The sequence below is a fragment of the Stenotrophomonas sp. genome (assembly GCF_050737075.1).
Lineage (GTDB): Bacteria > Pseudomonadota > Gammaproteobacteria > Xanthomonadales > Xanthomonadaceae > Stenotrophomonas.
The window spans coordinates 14,240-31,951 of record NZ_JBOHXV010000012.1 but is presented as its reverse complement, the minus strand read 5'-3'; the positions used below and the strand labels follow the sequence as shown (position 1 = coordinate 31,951).

Below are 17,712 nucleotides of genomic sequence, written 5' to 3'. Positions count from 1 at the left end.
GACCCGGCTGGCGCGTTTGGGCAGGCGATGCCGCCCCTCCGTTACCGCAGTCTTACTTCAGGCTCGCGCCGAGCTCGTACCAGTCGATACGGCGGGTGATCCACATCGCCGCAGCCAGCACCGCGAACAGCAGCAGCGAGCCCATCAGCAACGCATTGTTCTCCGATACCAGCAGACCGTAGAGCGCGCCGTAGAGCACGGTCAGCATGCCGGCAAAGCCCAACCCGCGTACCCAGCTGCGCAACACCCCGGACAGGTACACCGCCTGCAGCCCGATGCAGGCCACTGCGGAGACCACGTAGGCGACCCAGAACGGAATGTGTTCGGACAGGCTGAGCAGCAGCAGGAAGAAGATCGCCAGCGCCAGGCCGACCATCAGGTACTGCAGGGGATGGATGCGCAGGCGCTTGATCAGTTCGAACAGGATGAAACCGACGAACGTAAGCAGGATGAAGAGGATGCCGTACTTGCTGGCGCGATCGGCCTGGGTGTAGATGTCGACCGGATTGACCAGCTCCACGCTCACGGTTTCCGGTTCCACGTCGCGGTCGCTGCGCAGCTGGCGCTGTGCCTCGGAGGCCAGCGAGGACACTGCCCACTCCGCATTGAAGCCGCTTTCGCCCACCTTGCGCTCGTTGGGCAGGAAGCTGCCACCGAACAACGGATGCGGCCACGGCGAGCGGATGGCGATGCGACTGTCATCGCCCACCGGCACCACCGCCAGCGAGCGGGTGCCGTCCAGCACCAGGCCCAGCTCGACCTTGCTGGCCTTGAGCTGCCCACCGGCCCTGTCATCGAAATCACGCAGGGGCACATGCAGGCCCTTGCCGATGCCGGTCACATCGCCGATGCCCGGCTGCAGGGTCAGCGCCTGGCCGTCGACCTTGAGGTCCGGGGAACCGACCAGCCCGCGCACATCGGCGATACCCACCGCCAGGTAGGGCGTGCCATACAGGCGGCCGGCCTTGACCGGATAGTCGTCATCGCTGAACTCGGCGGTGACCTTGGCCTTCCAGGTGTAGACCGGCACGCGGAACAGGCCGACCTTGCGCTCGTCGGGTGTCATGCCGCCGTCCACCACCAGCCGCGACGGCATCTGCAGCCAATAGCTCTGCTCCACATGCGTCTCGATCTTCTTGGTGCCCGCCGCGTCCACCACTTCGACCTGGCGGGTCTCGGTCCACGGCACCACCCGGATCGGACCGGTCAGGGTCTGTGCCCCGGCGCGGCTCTGCGCGACACGCAGATAGGCCTGGTCGCGGTACGCCTCGCGCTCGCTGATCACGCCCTTGATCATCATCAACGGAATCAGCAGCAGCAGGATCAGCCCGCCAACGATGGCGAACCGCAACAGCATCTTCAGGGATTTCATCACCCGTCCTCGGTTTGGGAAGGGTGCCAGCGTCGCGCCTGTCGGTGAGCAGGGTTTGTGTTCTATTTGAAGTGAATGTGAAGCGACGCGACGGCCCCACCGCCCTCACGATTGGTCAACGCGACCCGCCCGCCATGCAAGCGGGCCACCTCACGCACGAACGACAAGCCCAACCCCGAGCTGCGCAGGCCGGTGGCGGGCCGCGCCAGCGAATAGAAGCGCTCGAACACCCGCTCCAGCGCGTAGTCGGGAACGCCGCTGCCGCGGTCGGCCACCTGCAGCACCACGCCCTCGCTGTCGGCCACGGCGCCCAGCTCGATCCGGCTGCCGGCACCGGAGAAGGCGAGCGCGTTCTCCAGCAGGTTGTTCAGCGCCTGCCGCAGCAGATAGCCATCGCCCAGCACCTCCAGGTCCGGCGCGACCTCGACCTGCAGGGAAATACCCGCTGCCTGTGCACGCACCGCGACGGCGTCGGCGGCGCCCTGCAGCAGCGGCGCCAGCACGATCCGTTCGCGCTTCTGCAGCCAACCGTGCTGTTCCACTTCGGCCAGCGCCAGCAGCTTGTCGATGGTCTCGGTCAGGCGCTGCTCCTGGCCCTGGATGCTGCGGGCGAAATGCACGCGATCGGCATCGGGCAGCGGCTCCTGCAGCAGTTCGGCCGCGCCGCGGATGGCGGCCAGCGGGCTCTTCATCTCATGGGTCAGCGACTGCACGTACTGCTCCACGTAGGCCTTGCCCTCCAGCTTGCGGCGCATGGTCTCCAGTGCCTGCCGAGGTCGCCGATCTCGTCGCGGCGCGGCTTCGGCGGCGGCACCGGTTCACCGGCACTCACTGCCTTGGCGTAGCGGTTGAGCCGGTTGACCCCGTGCATCAGCCAGCCGGTCATCAGCAACCCGACCAGCGCCGACAGGCCGATCAGCCACGCCCCGCGCTGCAGGATGGCGCGCTGGCTGGCGGCGATGAACGGATCGATGCTGCGGTTGGGCTGGGCCAGGCTGAGCACCCCGATCAGCCGCTTGGGGTCGGCCGGATCATGGATCGGCGCGGCCACGTGCATGACCGAGTGGACCTCGTCACCCGGCGTTTCCGGGCTGGAGCGCGCGCCGTATTCGCCGCGCAGCGTGCGGTAGACATCGTTCCAGCGCGAATTGTCGCGGCCAAGCGCCTGCCCGCTGGAGTCGTACACCACGATGCCGCGCGCATCGGTGATGGTGACCTGGTAGTCCAGCGTGCGCTTGGGGAAACGCCATACCATCGCCTTGGGGTCGCGGCGCTGCGCGCGGGCCAGGTTGGCCACGAACTGGCCATCGCGGATGTGCCCCGCCTTGAGGTCGGCGGCGGCCATCTCCGCCAGCACGTTGGCCGCATCCACCAGCGTCGACTCCATCGCCTGGCGTACGCCTGGCTTCACTTCGTTGACGAAGACGCGCATCACGAAGAATGCGGCAATGCCGACGATCAGGAACACGCCGAGGAACAACTTCAGGCCCAGGCGCACGCTCACACCTCCAGGGCGTAGCCAACACCGCGATGGGTGCGGATCGGGTCGGGTTCGGCGCCGGCGGCGCGCAGCTTGGCGCGCAGCGTCTTGACGTGGGTGTCCACGGTACGGTCGGCGCTTTCGGCGGTGATGTCCCAGCCGCGGTCCATCAGCTGGGCGCGGCTGAGGATCGCGCCGGGGCGCTGCAGCAGCGCTGCCATCAGCGCGTACTCGTATCGGGTCAGCTCCAGCAGCTGGTCGCCGAAGCGGATGCGGCGGCCGTCGCGGTCGATCGCGAAGCGCCCCTGCTGCTGCCAGCCGTCCTGCCCGGCCGCCACCGGCGCGGTCGCGCGGCGCAGGCGGGCGCGCACCCGCGCCACCAGCTCGCGCGGCGAGAACGGCTTGGCCATGTAGTCATCGGCGCCCAGCTCCAGCCCCAGCACGCGGTCGAACTCGTCATTGCGTGCGGTCAGGAAGATCACCGGCACCTCGCTGAAGGTCCGCAGCGTGCGGCACACCTCGAACCCGCTCATGTCGGGCAGGCCCACGTCCAGCACCACCACGTCGAAGGGCTCCTGCCGCAGCGCCTGCAGTGCCTGCCCACCGAGCAGGCAGTGGCGGGCGCCATAGCCCTCGCTGCGCAGCGCATACAGGACGGTATCGGCGATGGCGGCTTCGTCTTCGACGACCAGGACGTTGTGCAGGGGGCGGTTCATGCGCGCAGCATAGCCGCTGGGCCCGCCGCCCCGTACACTGCGCCGATGAATTACCGCCACGCCTTCCACGCCGGCAACCATGCCGATGTGCTCAAGCACATCGTGCAGCTTGCCCTGCTCGACACCTTCAAGCGCAAGGACAGCCCGTTCTTCGTGCTGGATACCCACGGCGGCGCCGGCCGCTACCTGCTGGCCAGCGAGGAAAGCCGCAAGACCCTGGAGGCCGAAGACGGCGTGATGCGCCTGATGGCGCAGCCGCAGCTGCCGGCCGTGGTCGAGCGCTACCTGAAGGCGGTGCAGGCCGACAACCCGGTCGGGGCCATGATCAGCTACCCCGGTTCGCCGCTGCTCAGCGCCCAGACCCTGCGCGAGCAGGACCGCATGGCGGTGTGCGAGCTGCAGGACGCCGAGGCGGCCTCGCTCAAGGCACTGTTCGCCCATGACAGCCGGGTGGCGGTCCTTCACGCCGACGGCTACGCCCAGAACAAGGCGCTGCTGCCGCCGAAGGCCAACGGGGTGAAGATCGGCCGCGGGCTGGTCCTCATCGACCCGCCCTACGAGGGCCAGGATGCCGAGTACCAGCGCATCCTCGCCTCGGTCACCGAGATCCTGGCGCGCTGGCCACAGGCCAGCTTCGCCATCTGGTTCCCGATCAAGCAGCGCCGCACCATCCTGCACTTCCTGCGCAAGGCCTGCGCGTTGCCGGTCAAGTCGGTGCTTACAGTAGAACTACTGGTTCGACCGGACGATTCACCGCTGCGCCTCAACGGCAGTGGCATGCTGCTGCTCAACCCGCCGTGGCAGTTCGACCAGGTGCTGGCACCGGCCATGCCGGTACTGAAGCAGCATCTGGGCGAAACTGGCGCCAGCACCCGCCTGCAGTGGCTGAAGCAGGCCGAGTAAGCCGCGTACCCGGGGATGGACCCCGCCGCCGGCCGCCGCGTCCCGGCACGGCGGATCGGTGTGAGTGTTTCGTTCACGGAACACGCACCCGGGGATGCGAGAATCCAAAGACCACCAAGGAATCACCGGTATGGCTACCCGTAACCGCATGCCGCCCTGGCACGAAAATTTCAAGGCACCCAGCGGTCATGAACTGCTGATCCGCCCGATCCGTCCGGAAGACAGCGAGCCGCTGAAGGCGGCCTTCAGCCTGTTCGGCCCGGAAGAAATCCGCGACCGCTTCCTGCAGTCGGTGACGGAGCTGTCGGCAGAAACCGCGCAGCGCCTGACCCACCCCAACCCCAAGAGCGAGATCACGCTGGTCGCAGCCGAGTCGCTGCCGGCCGGCGAAGCCGTGGTCGGGGCGGTGGCGCGTGCGTCCATCATCCAGGGCACCCGCGAAGCCGAGTACGCCATCCTGGTCAGCCGTTTCCTGGTTGGCCAGGGCCTGGGTCGCCAGCTGATGCGCAAGCTGGTCAAGTGGGCGCGTGGCAAGTATCTGGATCGCCTCTATGGTGACGTTGCCGAAGAGAACGAGCCGATGAAGCAGCTCGCTGCATCGCTGGGGTTCAAGCCCATCGCGCATCCGCAGGGTACGCCGGGCCTGGTGCGCATGGTGCTGGAACTGGATTCGTAGCGCCGGTTTCGTAGCGCCGGGCTCTGCCCGGCGGGTTGCAATGTTTCCGGCCAACGGCCGGGGCTACCCGCCGCGGTTGCGGTACGCGTTGTTGCCGGGCAGAGCCCGGCACTACAATTGGCGGTTCATGGCACTTTCTTCATTCCCTGCTCCGCCGCTGCCGCGTTCCGGCCAGCTCCGCGCCTGGTGGCGCGCTCCCGCATCGGCCACGGCGCTGGCCTGGTATGTCGCGCGCGCCGCGCAGGCCCATGACGGGCCGTTGCTGGTCATCGCCCGCGACAACCACGGTGCCAACCAGGTCGAGACCGATCTGCGCACGCTGCTGGGTGCCGATGCAGACCTGCCGGTGGTCGCGTTCCCGGACTGGGAAACCCTGCCCTACGACGCCTTCAGCCCGCATCCCGACATCATTTCGCAGCGCCTGGCCGCGCTGCACCGGTTGCCGACGCTCAAGCGCGGCATCGTGGTGGTGCCGGTACAGACCCTGCTGCAGCAGCTGGCGCCCCTCAAGTACATCATCGGTGGCAGCTTCGACCTGAAGGTCGGCCAGCGCCTGGACCTGGACGCCGAGAAGCGCCGTCTTGAAGCCGCCGCGTACCGCAACGTGCCGCAGGTGATGGACCCGGGCGACTTCGCCGTGCGCGGCGGCCTGCTCGACGTGTTCCCGATGGGCGCCGATGCACCGCTGCGCGTGGAGCTGCTGGACGAGGACATCGACTCGATCCGCGCGTTCGACCCGGAAAGCCAGCGCTCGCTGGACAAGGTCGACGCGGTGCGCATGCTGCCCGGCCGCGAAGTGCCGCTGGACGAACTGAGCGTATCGCGGGTGTTGGCCATCCTGCGCGAGCGCTTCGATGTGGACACCCGCCGCAGCGCGCTGTACCAGGACCTCAAGTCCGGGCTCGCGCCGGCCGGTGTCGAGTACTACCTGCCGCTGTTCTTCGACCAGACCGCTACCCTGTTCGACTACCTGCAGCCCAATGCGCTGCCGGTGGTCGCGGCAGGCGTCGGCGAAGCCGCAGCGGCCTTCTGGGCGCAGACCCAGAACCGCTACGAGCAGCGCCGCCACGATGTGGAGCGCCCGCTGCTGGCACCGTCCGAGCTCTACCTCAGCCCGGAAGCGTTGAACACGCGCTTGAACGCGTTGCCGCGGATCGAGGTCTGGAACGCGGACCACCCGCGCATCGCCGAGGCGCAGCCGCTGGGCGACCAGCCGTTGCCGCCGCTGCCGGTGGCCGCGCGCGACGCGCCGGCCGGTGAAGCGCTCAAATCCTTCATCGGCCACTACCCGGGCCGGGTGCTGATCGCCGCCGATTCGCCCGGCCGCCGCGAGGCCCTGCTCGAAGTGCTGCTTGCGGCAGAGCTGAAGCCACCGGTGGTCGCCGACCTGCCCGCCTTCCTGGCCGACCCCGCCCTGCGCTTCGCGATCACCGTCGCGCCGCTGGAAGACGGCTTCGCCTTGGACACGCCGGCGCTGGCGGTGCTCACCGAACGCCAGCTGTTCCCCGAGCGTGCCGGCCAGACCCGCCGCAGCCGCCGCGTTGGCCGCGAGCCGGAAGCGATCATCCGCGACCTCGGCGAGCTCAATGAAGGCTCGCCGATCGTCCACGAAGACCACGGCGTGGGCCGCTACCGCGGGCTTATCGTGCTGGACGCGGGCGGCATGCCCGGCGAGTTCCTGGAAATCGAATATGCCAAGGGCGACCGGCTGTATGTGCCGGTAGCCCAGCTGCACCTGATCAGCCGTTACTCCGGCGCCTCGGCCGAAACCGCGCCGCTGCATTCGCTGGGGGGCGAGCAATGGACCAAGGCCAAGCGCCGCGCTGCCGAAAAGGTCCGCGACGTGGCGGCTGAACTGCTGGAGATCCAGGCGCGACGCCGCGCACGTGCCGGTCTGGCGCTGCATGTGGACCGGGCGATGTACGAGCCCTTCGCGGCCGGCTTCCCGTTCGAGGAAACCCCCGACCAGCTCGCCGCGATCGATGCCACCCTGCGCGACCTGGCCAGCAGCCAGCCGATGGACCGCGTGGTCTGCGGTGACGTCGGCTTCGGCAAGACCGAAGTCGCCGTCCGCGCCGCGTTCGCGGCCGCCAGCGCCGGCAAGCAGGTCGCCGTGCTGGTGCCGACCACGCTGCTGGCCGAACAGCATTACCGCAACTTCCGCGACCGCTTCGCCGACTGGCCGCTCCGGGTGGAAGTGCTGTCGCGCTTCAAGACCACCAAGGAGATCAAGGCCGAGCTCGAGAAGGTCGCCGCCGGCACCATCGACGTCATCATCGGCACCCACCGGCTGCTGCAGCCGGACGTGAAGTTCAAGGACCTCGGCCTGGTGGTGGTGGACGAAGAGCAGCGCTTCGGCGTGCGCCAGAAGGAGGCGCTGAAGGCGATGCGCGCCAACGTGCACCTGCTGACCCTGACCGCCACGCCGATCCCGCGCACGCTCAACATGGCCATGGCCGGCCTGCGCGACCTGTCGATCATCGCCACGCCGCCGCCGAACCGGCTGGCGGTGCAGACCTTCATCACCGCCTGGGACAACGCGCTGCTGCGCGAGGCGTTCCAGCGCGAACTGGCCCGTGGTGGCCAGCTGTATTTCCTGCACAACGATGTGGAAAGCATCGGGCGCATGCAGCGCGACCTGGCCGAGCTGGTGCCCGAAGCGCGCATCGGCATCGCCCACGGGCAGATGCCCGAGCGCGAACTGGAACGGGTGATGCTCGACTTCCAGAAGCAGCGCTACAACGTACTGCTGTCGACCACGATCATCGAGTCGGGTATCGACATCCCGAACGCCAATACCATCATCATCAATCGCGCCGACCGCTTCGGCCTCGCCCAGCTGCACCAGTTGCGTGGCCGCGTCGGCCGCTCGCACCATCGCGCGTATGCCTACCTGGTGGTGCCGGACAAGCGCTCCATGACCCCTGACGCGGAGAAGCGTCTGGAAGCGATCGCCTCGATGGACGAGCTCGGCGCCGGCTTCACGCTGGCCACGCACGATCTGGAGATCCGCGGTGCCGGCGAGCTGCTGGGCGAAGACCAGAGTGGCCAGATGGCCGAAGTGGGCTTCAGCCTGTACACCGAACTGCTCGAACGTGCGGTGCGCAGCATCCGGCTGGGCAACCTGCCCGACCTGGACGCCGGCGAAGAGGCGCGCGGCGCCGAAGTGGAACTGCATGTGCCCGCGCTGATCCCCGATGACTACCTGCCGGACGTGCACACGCGCCTGACCCTGTACAAGCGGATCAGCAGCGCGCGCGACAACGAGCAGCTGCGCGAACTGCAGGTGGAAATGATCGACCGCTTCGGGCTGCTGCCCGATCCGGCCAAGCACCTGTTCGCGGTGGCCGAACTCAAGCTGCGGGCCAATGAACTGGGCATCCGCAAGCTGGAGCTGGGTGAGAATGGCGGTCGCATCGTGTTCGAGGCCAAGCCGCGTATCGACCCGATGTCGGTCATCCAGATGATCCAGAAGCAGCCCAAGCTGTACACCATGGACGGCCCGGACAAGCTGCGCATCAAGGTGCCGCTGCCGCTGCCGGAAGACCGCTTCAACGCGGCCAAGGCCCTGCTTGCCACGCTGGCCCCGGGCTGACCCCCGCAATCACCCCGCGCCGCCCCCCGGCGCGGTCGGACTACCATCTTGCCCGACGCCGTACCCGCTCCCGACCTGCTGCACGCGCAGGCCTGCCTTATCGACGCGCTATCGCTCACGTTGCAGATGCGCGACGCCTATACCCGCCACCACTGCGACCGGGTCGCGCTGCTCGCCCGTCAGGTTGCCGTGCAGTGCGGGCTGGATACCGCCGCATGCGAGGAAGTAGCGCTCGCCGCGCGCTTCCATGACATCGGCAAGATCGGCATTCCCGACGCGGTGTTGCTCAGTGAAGCGCACCTGGACGATGACCAGCGCGCGATCATGCGCGAGCATTCGACACGTGGCGAGCACATCTTCCTCGCCACGGGTCGCAGCGATGCCGCCGCTGTGGCGCGCATCATCCGTGCCCACCATGAAGCCTTCGACGGTAGCGGCTACCCGGACGGACTGCGTGGCGACGCGATTCCCCTCGGCGCGCGCATCGTCGCGGTGGCCGATGTCTACGACGCGATGACAACCACCCGCCCATACCGCGGTCCGATGGAACATGAAGCGGTACTGCGACAGCTCCAGTCGCAGGCCGGCACGTTGTTCGACCCGGTGGTGCTGGGTGCCTTCGAGGCAATGCTGGGGCGGAACGGACAGCACCGGTGAAACTGGAAACGTCACCTGCGCTTGCGCCGCCGCGCCAATCCCGGGATTCTAGTCGCCGGCCCCTATGGCCATCACCGCCTCCCAGGAGATTTACCCATGAAAGGACGTCTTTGCCATGCGGCCCCGCTCGGGCTGCTGCTGCTCAGCCTGACCACCGTCGCTCACGCCCGCCAGGACAGCATGAAGGCCCCACCCGCCTGTCTGTCCCGCGCCGAGATCACCGCAGCCGTCACGCCTGCGGCGATGATGGCCGCCCTTCCCCGCTGCGTGCAGGAGGGTCGTACCCAGGACGCCATCGACCTGTACAACATCTCCGGGGTATTCGCCCACTTCGATCGCCAGCGCGTGGCCGACCAGTCCGCGCATGGCGCCTACCAGGCGATGAAGATGGCCGCTGGCAGTGCCATGGATGAAGAGACACTGGCCCGCTTCGATACCGCGCTGAAAGCACAACTTGCGCCGGACAAAGCACCGGCCTACGTCGCGGGCATCTGCACCGACGTCAAGCGTCTTGGTCCGCCGACGTACACGCCCACCTACATGCTGTCGCACGGCATGTCGAACTTCACCGGCACGGGTGGCGGGCTGGTGCCGGACTTCAAGCCGGCCGAAGCATGGAAGACCACACTGACGCAGTACCTGAAGTGTCCTGCCTGAGGTGGTAACGAAAAGGCCCGGCAATTGCCGGGCCTTTCAGTTCCATCGGTTGCGCTGAGTTACCAGATCACCACGCGCTTGTCGTCGGCACGCACCATCGCGTCGCCCGGCTTGCATTCGAACGCCTGCGCGAACGCCGGCATGTTCGACGGCGCGCCGTTGGCACGGAAGTTCGCCGGTGCGTGCGGGTCGGTGTTCAGGCGCACGCGCAGCTCGCCATCGGTGAAGTTGCGGCGCCACACGGTGGCCCAGTTCATGAAGAAGCGCTGGTCCTGGCTGTGGCCGTCCACCGCCACATTGGCCTTCGGGTTCTCCTTCAGCGCCATCTGCAGCGCGTCGTAGGCCACGGTCAGGCCGCCCAGGTCGCCGATGTTCTCGCCCAGGGTCAGCTTGCCCTTGACGTTCACGCCCGGCAGCGATTCATAGCCGTCGAACTGTGCCACCAACTGGTCGGTGCGGCCGGTGAAGGCCTTGCGGTCGCTGTCGGTCCACCAGTTGTCGAAGTTGCCGTTGGCGGCGAACTGGCTACCGGAATCGTCGTAGCCGTGCATCATCTCGTGGCCGATCACCGCGCCGATGCCGCCGTAGTTCAGCGCCGGGTCTGCCTTTGCGTCGAAGAACGGTGCCTGCAGGATCGCGGCCGGGAACACGATCTCGTTCTTGGTCGCGTTGTAATACGCATTGACCGTCTGCGGGGTCATGCCCCACTCGGTCTTGTCCACCGGCTTGCCGACCTTGTCGAGCATGTAGCGGTAGTTGAATGCACGCGCCGCCTGCATGTTGCCCAGGTAGCTGTCGGCATTGGTCTCCAAGCCCGACCAGTCACGCCACTTGTCCGGGTAGCCGATCTTGGGGGTGAAGCTGGCCCACTTCTCCAGCGCCTTCTTGCGGGTGTCTTCGCTCATCCACTCCAGCTTTTCCAGGCGCGCCTTCAGCGCAACCGAGAGGTTCTCCACCAGGTGCTGCATCTGCACCTTGGATTCGGCCGGGAACACCGCGTCCACGTACAGCTGCCCCAGGCCTTCGCCGATGGAGCTGTTGACCGATTCCAGCACCCGCTTCCAGCGCGGCTGCATTTCCTTCTGGCCGCGCAGCGTGCTGCCGTAGAAGTCGAAGTTGGCCTTCTCGAACGCGCTGCTCAGGTACGGCGCCGCGTCGTCCACGGTGTGGAAGCGCAGGTAGGCCTGCCAGGTCGAGGCCGGCACCTCGGTCAGCATCGTGTTCACTTCGCTGAAGAACGCGGGCTGGGCCAGCGAGAACTTCTCAGCTGCCGGCACCTTCAGGGTGTCGAACAGCGCGGTCCAGCTGAAGTTCGGGGTCAGCTTGTCCGCTTCGGCGGCGCTGACCGGGTTGTAGCGCTTGGCCGGGTCGCGCAGTTCGATGCGCGACAGCGAGGCCTTGGCCAGGCGGGTCTCGAAGTCCATCACCGCCTGCGCCTGGGTCTTGGCCTGCGCGGCGTCCACGCCCGACAGCGTCAGCGCCTGCGCGATATAGGCCACATAGGCCTCGCGGATCTTCGCCTGCGATGCGTCGAAGTAGTAACCCTTCTCCGGCAGGCCCAGGCCACCCTGGCCGACGTAGGCGATGACGTTGCCCGAGTCCTTGTAATCGGCATTGGCGAACAGCGAGAACAGCACGCCCTGGCCCTGCGCCTGGCTGTCGCGCAGGTAATGGGTAATGGCGGCGGTGTCGTTCAACGCGGCGATCTTGTCCAGCTGCGGCTGCAGCGGCGCGATGCCGGCCGCTTCGATCTTGGCCTCATCCGAACCGGTCTTCCAGATATCGCCGATCTTCGCTTCCACCGAGCCGGCCTTGGCCTGGCTGGCGGCCGCCTGTTTCACCAGCGCGTGCTGCACTTCCAGCGAGCGCTCGCGCAGGATCTCGAAACTGCCCCAGGTGGTCTGGTCGTTCGGCACCGGGTTGGCCTTCAGCCAGCTGCTGTTGACGTAGCCGTTGAGGTCCTTGCATGCCGCGATGGACGGATCCAGGTCGGCGCTGTTGAGCGCGATCAGCGGGGTCTTGATCTGCGACAGATCGAACGCCGGCTTGGCCTCGGCGGTGGTGGCCGCAGGCGCGGTCTCGGTCTTGCCACAGGCCGCCAGCGACGCGGCGATGGCAACGGTCAGGCCCAGCGGGGCCAGCTTGGACAACTTCATTCGACTCTCCGGCTACAGAAGGGTGCATCGCCCGGAATGCGGGCAATCTGTGAGCGTAGCGCGGGAGGGCGGGCTCGGGACCCGCCAAAGGTCACAGGGGAGTTCTGGATGTGCGCAGAAGGCGTGGAAATGCAAAACCTTGCACGCGTACGCAATCCTGCCGAGCCCAGGGCTGTTTGCGACACCCAACCGCGGCCGGGCAGAGCCCGGCGCTACGGCGTCGTGCAATCAGACGACCATTGAGCAATACCTACCAACGGTGGGTATTTACCGCGCCTTGCCCTGGTTCGCCACGGCCTCGGCGGCCTTGCGCGCCGCTTCCGGGTCGCCCAGGTAACGGAACGACTGCACCGTCAGGTCATCGTTGAGTTCGAACAGCAGCGGGATGCCGGTCGGGATGTTGAGCTCCAGGATCGCTTCCTGCGAGACGTTGTTGAGGTACTTGTACAGCGCGCGCAGCGAATTGCCGTGCGCGGTGACCAGCACCGTCTTGCCGTCCTTCAGCTGCGGCGCGATCGCATCGAACCAGTACGGCAGCACGCGTTCCAGCGTGGTCGCCAGCGACTCCGTGCCCGGCAGCGCATTGCGGTCCAGCGTCGCGTAGCGGCGGTCGTGGATCGGGTGGCCCGGATCTTCGCGGTCCATCGCCGGCGGCGGGATGTCGTAGGAACGGCGCCAGATCTTCACCTGGTCCTCGCCGTGCTTGGCAGCCGTTTCGGCCTTGTCCAGGCCCTGCAGCCCGCCGTAGTGACGCTCGTTCAGGCGCCAGCTCTTGCTTACCGGCAGCCAGTCCTGGTCCAGCTCGGCCAGCGCGCCCTGCAGCGTGTGAATGGCGCGCTTGAGCACCGAGGTGTGCGCCACATCGAACTGCAGCCCCTCCTCGCGCATCAGGCGGCCAGCAGCGGCAGCCTCGCGACGGCCCTGCTCGGTCAGTTCCACGTCCACCCAACCGGTGAAGCGGTTGTCCAGGTTCCACTGGCTCTGGCCGTGGCGCAACAGTACGAGTTTCCGGGTCACTGCGGTTTCTCCGAGGGGATGGCAAGGCAGACTGCCATTGTAGCGGCAACCCTGCCGCCGCTGCCCTGCCTGCCCACGGCCGCCGATTCAGGGATGCGGATGGCCGTGGTGGCCCTGCGCATCGGGACTGCTGCGGCGCGGCTCGTGTACGTGCCCATGCGCGTGCCCGGCATGTGCCGCATGGTCATGGTCATCCTCGGCCTGCCGCGAAGGCGCCGCAGGCGTTCCATCGCCACAATCATCGCCGCAGTGATCGGCTTCGATCTGCAACGTCACGTGGTCGATACCGAAGTCCTCATGCAATGCAGACCCCAGCCGCCGGCGCAGCACGTCCGGATCCATGCCCTCGGCAATCACGACGTGTGCGGTCAGCGCTGGCGTGCTTGAAGCCAGTGCCCACACGTGCAGGTCATGCACGTCGAGCACGCCATCGTGCGCACACAGGCGCGCGCGTACTGCGTCCACCTGGATGCCCTTGGGCACGCCCTCCAGCAGCACATTGATCGCCTCACGCATCAGCACCCACGTGCGCGGCAGCACCCACAGCCCGATCAGCACCGCCAGGATCGGGTCGATCGGCTTCCAGCCGGTCCAGCGGATCAGCAGCGCGCCGGTGATCACCGCCACCGAGCCGAGCATGTCGGCCCACACCTCGAGATAGGCGCCCTTGACGTTGAGGCTCTCGCCGCTGCCGGCCCGCAGCAGCCGCATCGAGATCAGATTGATCACCAGCCCGAACGCGGCGATCATCAGCATGCCGGTGGAGGCGATCTCCTGCGGCTGGCGGAACCGCGCGACCGCCTCCCAAAGAATGTAGGCCGCCACCACGAACAGCATGCCGCCATTGATCATCGCGCCCAGCGCTTCCAGGCGCGCGTAGCCATACGTGCGCCGCGCGTCGGGCGGGCGCCGGCTCAGGCGTACCGCCACCAGCGCGATCATCAGCGCCAGCGTGTCGGTGGCCATGTGCGCCGCGTCCGACAGCAGCGCCAGGCTGTTGGTCCAGAAAGCACCCAACACCTCGACGACGAGGAAGGTGGTCGTCAGGCCCAGCGCCCACCACAAGGGTTTTTCATGGCGAATTTCGCTGGGCAGGTGATCGTGGTCGTGACCCATGGAAACGGCTCCTGTGCAATGGGACAAAGCCTACTGCGGCGGCGCAGGGGAGACTATTACGCTGTTTATAACATTGCAGTCCGTGCCACATCCGGCAACGTGGGCTGACCAATGGGGCATACCCGCGGCCGGAGCCGGCGGGTAGCATCGGGCGGGCGGTGCATTGCCGCCTGCCCCGTTCCGCTGGAAGTTCCCGATGCCGCCACGCCTTCGTTCCGCTCCCGCCCGCCTGATTCTGGCCGGGCTCGTTCTGGTTCCCCTGCTTGCCGCCGCCCGCGAGGTTCCGCCGCCGGCCGAGCATGTGGATGCCGACGGCCCCTACGTGTTCATGACCAGCAAGGGCCACCAGGCGCAGTGGATCTGCAATGACCACGTGGTGGAACGCGACCTACCCGCACGCGGCGACAGCACCGTGGTGCTGCCCGAATGCGGCTACCCGCATCCGCTGACCGTGGCCGCGCCGCAGCAACCCACCGCCGCACGCTACCCGGCCGCGCCGCGCATCGTGGCGGTGTCGGACATCCACGGCCAGTACGGGCTTCTGGTCAAGCTGCTGCGCGCGCATCAGGTGATCGACAACGATGACCAGTGGTCACTGGGCACCGCCACGCTGGTGGTGGCCGGCGATGTGTTCGACCGTGGCCCACAGGTGACCGAGGCGTTCTGGTTGCTCTACAGCCTGCAGCAGCAGGCTGCCGCGGCCGGTGGCGCGGTGCACTTCGTGCTGGGCAACCACGAGACCATGGTGCTGTACGACGACCTGCGCTACGTCAACCCGAAATATCTCAAGAGCGCGGAACTGCTCGGCCGCAGCTATCCGGCGCTGTACGGTGCTGATTCGGTGGTGGGCCAGTGGCTGCGTACCCGCCCGGTGATGCTGCAGATCGGCGATACTCTCTTCCTGCATGGCGGCATCGCACCCGAGAATTTGGACCTGGTGCGCAACCTGGAGGCCACCAATGCCCTGTACCAGGCCTCGGTCGGCCTGCCCCGCGACCAGGTCAAGGCCGCACCGGATACCGCCCGCCTGTTCGACGGCAAGACCAGCCCGATCTGGTTCCGTGGCTACTTCGACGGGCAGATGGATACCGACCAGGTCGATGCGCTGCTCAAGCAACTGGCGCTCAAGCGCATCGTGGTTGGCCACACCTCGATGCCGCACGTGAGCAGCTTCCATGGCGACCGGATCATCGCCATCGACAGCAGCATCAAGAATGGCGAAAACGCCGAACTGCTGTTCATCGAAGACGGCGCGGTCAGCCGTGGCCTGCTGGATGGCTCGCGCGTGCCGCTGGCCGAGGGCCAGATGGGCCTGGAGGACTGACCGGCCGTCGCGGACCGGTCAGTCGAGCGTTCTATCTGCTGCGCTTGGCCAGGTTCTCGCGCAGGGCTTCAAGCCGGCCCTGCAGGTCCTTCAACGCGCTGCTGCCCTTGCCCACCAGCCACGACGCTTCATCTTCCAGCACCGCGCCCAGATTCCGCTCGTTGTCGGGCAGCGGCGGCAGGATGTGCGCGAAGTAGGTCTTGTCCAGTACCCGGTGCAGCAGCCGCTCGCCCGGGAAGGGCTCACCATTGTTGAGTGCACGTGCCGCGCGGATCAGGTTGCGCACGTCGTACTGCACCGGGCTCAGGTCGGGCACCTGCTTGGCCAGGTCCAGCAGCGTGTACACCGCCACCCGCGCGGTGCGCACCGAGCTCTCCATGGTGAACACCACATCGTTGCGGGTTTCCACGAACTGGCCGAGCAGGCCCAGGTTGGTGCAGCCCGTCGGCACCACATGCGGGCGGTCGCCTGCCGCGCGCGGCATGAACTGCGCGGTGATATAGGGCATCAACGCGGTGCGCACCTTGGTGTTGGCCGCGATCGCGTCGAGCTGGTCGGCGATGCCCAGGTGGTAGCAGAGCTCGGCGAGGATCTCGCGGCCGGTACAGGCCGGCATCGGCTTGGCCACGTGGTTGCCGTTCTGGTCCATCAGCAGCGCGTAGACCCACACCACCAGCACATCCCCGGGCTGGCCGATGAAGTGCGGCTGGCGGTTGACGGTAAAACTCAACACCCAGTTGGAGTCGGTGAAGGTGATCACGCCGCCGGTGGCCGTCTTGCCCGAATACGGATCATTGACCGACAGTTCCCGGATCTTGTCCGTCAGCGGCGATGGGCGGCAGGTCAGCGTGGCCGACTCCCACATCGAGCCGTCCACGTTGCTGTAGAACTTCTCCGGCTTGCCGAAGACCGGCGACTGCGCGGCAAGGTTGCGCCACAGCGTCCAGTCGCTGTCCTCGCCCGGGGTGCTGGGCCCGCGCTGCAGCACCGGTGCCGTGTCGAGATCACCGTAGGCGGTGCCTTCGGTGATGGACCCGGTCAGCGCGAACACCAGGTCACCCTCGGCGACCGGCAGCAGCGTGTCCTTGCCGCCGACGCGACAGCGCAGCCCGGTGACGGTGCGCGATTCACCCTCCACGCGCATCTCCATGTCGACCACGCGCGTTCCGAAGGTCACCTGCACGCCCTGCCCACGCAGCATGTTCACCAGCGGTTTGACGAAGCTCTCGTACTGGTTGTACTTCGGGAAGACCAGCGCGGACATGTCGTTGAAGCCATCCAGCGCGTCCAGGAAGCGATGCATGTACAGCTTCATCTCCAGCAGGCTCTGCCAGTTCTCGAAGGCGAACATCGAACGCCAGAAGAACCAGAAGTTGCTCTGCAGGAAGCCCTTGCTGAAGTAGTCCTCGATGGTCACATCATCCAGGTCTTCCTTGCGCTTGAGCAGCAGCTTCACCAGCTCCCACTGCTGCGGCTTGCTCAGGCCGAAGCTGGAGAAGTCCTTGATCTTCCCCTGCTGGTGCATCAGCCGGGCCTTGGAGAAGTTGGGGTCGGCGTCGTTCACCGCCCGGTACTCGTCGAGCACGCTGTAGCCCTCGGGCAATTCCAGCGCGGGCACGTCCTGGAACATGTCCCAGAAGTTGTCGTAGTTCCAGTTCATCTCGCGGCCGCCGCGGATCAGGTAGCCCTGCTCCGGGTTGCCCGCACCGTCGAGCGAGCCGCCTTCGATGTCCAGGCTGTCGATCAGGGTGATGTTCGCGGCCGGCATGCCGCCGTCGCGGATCAGGTAGAAGGCGGCGGCCAAGCCGGCGATGCCGGTGCCGATGATCCACGCCTTGCGCGTGGCGATGCCGTCGGGGGCCAGCGGGCGGTTGCGCATGTAGGCGCCCATGGTATCGGGCGGTGGCAGCGTATTCAGCGGCCGGTTGGACCAGTAGCCGGCCGTGGCATCGGGCTCTTTCTCGATGACGGGTGCGCGCCGCGCGCCGTTTTTCTCGACAGCCATATCAACACTCCTTCGTGGGGATGGGACCTACGCTGCTT

Annotated in this window: 12 protein-coding genes and 1 pseudogene; 6 read left to right on the top strand and 7 right to left on the bottom strand. The window is 67.2% G+C overall.

Going from position 1 to position 17,712, the window contains the following annotated elements:
• Positions 1-52 precede the first annotated feature (52 nt).
• The 3 genes and pseudogenes from creD to creB form a co-directional block, all read right to left on the bottom strand.
• Positions 53-1,372, bottom strand: coding sequence for a cell envelope integrity protein CreD (gene creD, locus ACREPD_RS04460; RefSeq protein ID WP_431598183.1), 1,320 nt, complete (start codon positions 1,370-1,372; stop codon positions 53-55).
• 62 nt (positions 1,373-1,434) lie between these two features.
• Positions 1,435-2,870 (bottom strand): annotated as a pseudogene (creC, locus tag ACREPD_RS04455) (two-component system sensor histidine kinase CreC).
• Between the two features lie 2 nt (positions 2,871-2,872).
• Positions 2,873-3,568 (bottom strand): two-component system response regulator CreB, encoded by a 696-nt coding sequence (creB, locus tag ACREPD_RS04450; protein ID WP_431598182.1) that lies wholly within the window; start codon positions 3,566-3,568, stop codon positions 2,873-2,875.
• A 45-nt stretch (positions 3,569-3,613) separates the two neighbouring features.
• Here creB and ACREPD_RS04445 point away from each other — a divergent pair, with 45 nt between their 5' ends.
• The 5 genes from ACREPD_RS04445 (at position 3,614) to ACREPD_RS04425 (ending at position 10,056) form a co-directional block, all read left to right on the top strand.
• Positions 3,614-4,471 (top strand): 23S rRNA (adenine(2030)-N(6))-methyltransferase RlmJ, encoded by an 858-nt coding sequence (locus ACREPD_RS04445; protein WP_431598181.1) that lies wholly within the window; start codon positions 3,614-3,616, stop codon positions 4,469-4,471.
• Positions 4,472-4,601: 130 nt separating this feature from the next.
• Positions 4,602-5,147, top strand: coding sequence for an N-acetyltransferase family protein (locus tag ACREPD_RS04440; RefSeq protein ID WP_431598180.1), 546 nt, complete (start codon positions 4,602-4,604; stop codon positions 5,145-5,147).
• 127 nt (positions 5,148-5,274) lie between these two features.
• The gene (gene mfd / locus ACREPD_RS04435) at positions 5,275-8,742 is read left to right on the top strand and encodes a transcription-repair coupling factor (RefSeq protein ID WP_431598179.1); all 3,468 of its coding nucleotides are present in this window, start codon (positions 5,275-5,277) and stop codon (positions 8,740-8,742) included.
• A 45-nt stretch (positions 8,743-8,787) separates the two neighbouring features.
• Positions 8,788-9,399: an HD-GYP domain-containing protein gene (locus ACREPD_RS04430; RefSeq protein WP_431598209.1), complete on the top strand. Its 612-nt coding sequence runs from the start codon at positions 8,788-8,790 to the stop codon at positions 9,397-9,399.
• Positions 9,400-9,495: 96 nt separating this feature from the next.
• Entirely contained in the window at positions 9,496-10,056 is a 561-nt protein-coding gene (locus tag ACREPD_RS04425; protein ID WP_431598178.1) for a hypothetical protein, read from the top strand.
• Positions 10,057-10,115: 59 nt separating this feature from the next.
• Here ACREPD_RS04425 and ACREPD_RS04420 read toward each other — a convergent pair whose 3' ends face one another.
• From ACREPD_RS04420 to ACREPD_RS04410, 3 genes are all read right to left on the bottom strand, one after another.
• On the bottom strand, positions 10,116-12,212 hold the full coding sequence (locus tag ACREPD_RS04420) for a M13 family metallopeptidase (RefSeq protein ID WP_431598177.1): 2,097 nt from the start codon (positions 12,210-12,212) through the stop codon (positions 10,116-10,118).
• A gap of 267 nt (positions 12,213-12,479) precedes the next feature.
• Positions 12,480-13,229, bottom strand: a complete 750-nt coding sequence (gene gpmA / locus ACREPD_RS04415; RefSeq protein ID WP_431598176.1) for a 2,3-diphosphoglycerate-dependent phosphoglycerate mutase — start codon at positions 13,227-13,229, stop codon at positions 12,480-12,482.
• Positions 13,230-13,316: 87 nt separating this feature from the next.
• Positions 13,317-14,345 carry a cation diffusion facilitator family transporter gene (locus tag ACREPD_RS04410; protein ID WP_431598175.1) on the bottom strand — a complete coding sequence of 343 codons (1,029 nt, stop codon included), beginning with the start codon at positions 14,343-14,345 and terminating at the stop codon, positions 13,317-13,319.
• Positions 14,346-14,541: 196 nt separating this feature from the next.
• Here ACREPD_RS04410 and ACREPD_RS04405 point away from each other — a divergent pair, with 196 nt between their 5' ends.
• Positions 14,542-15,669, top strand: coding sequence for a metallophosphoesterase (locus ACREPD_RS04405; protein ID WP_431598174.1), 1,128 nt, complete (start codon positions 14,542-14,544; stop codon positions 15,667-15,669).
• A 31-nt stretch (positions 15,670-15,700) separates the two neighbouring features.
• Here ACREPD_RS04405 and ACREPD_RS04400 read toward each other — a convergent pair whose 3' ends face one another.
• Positions 15,701-17,674, bottom strand: coding sequence for an oleate hydratase (locus ACREPD_RS04400; protein ID WP_431598173.1), 1,974 nt, complete (start codon positions 17,672-17,674; stop codon positions 15,701-15,703).
• Positions 17,675-17,712: the final 38 nt, after the last annotated feature.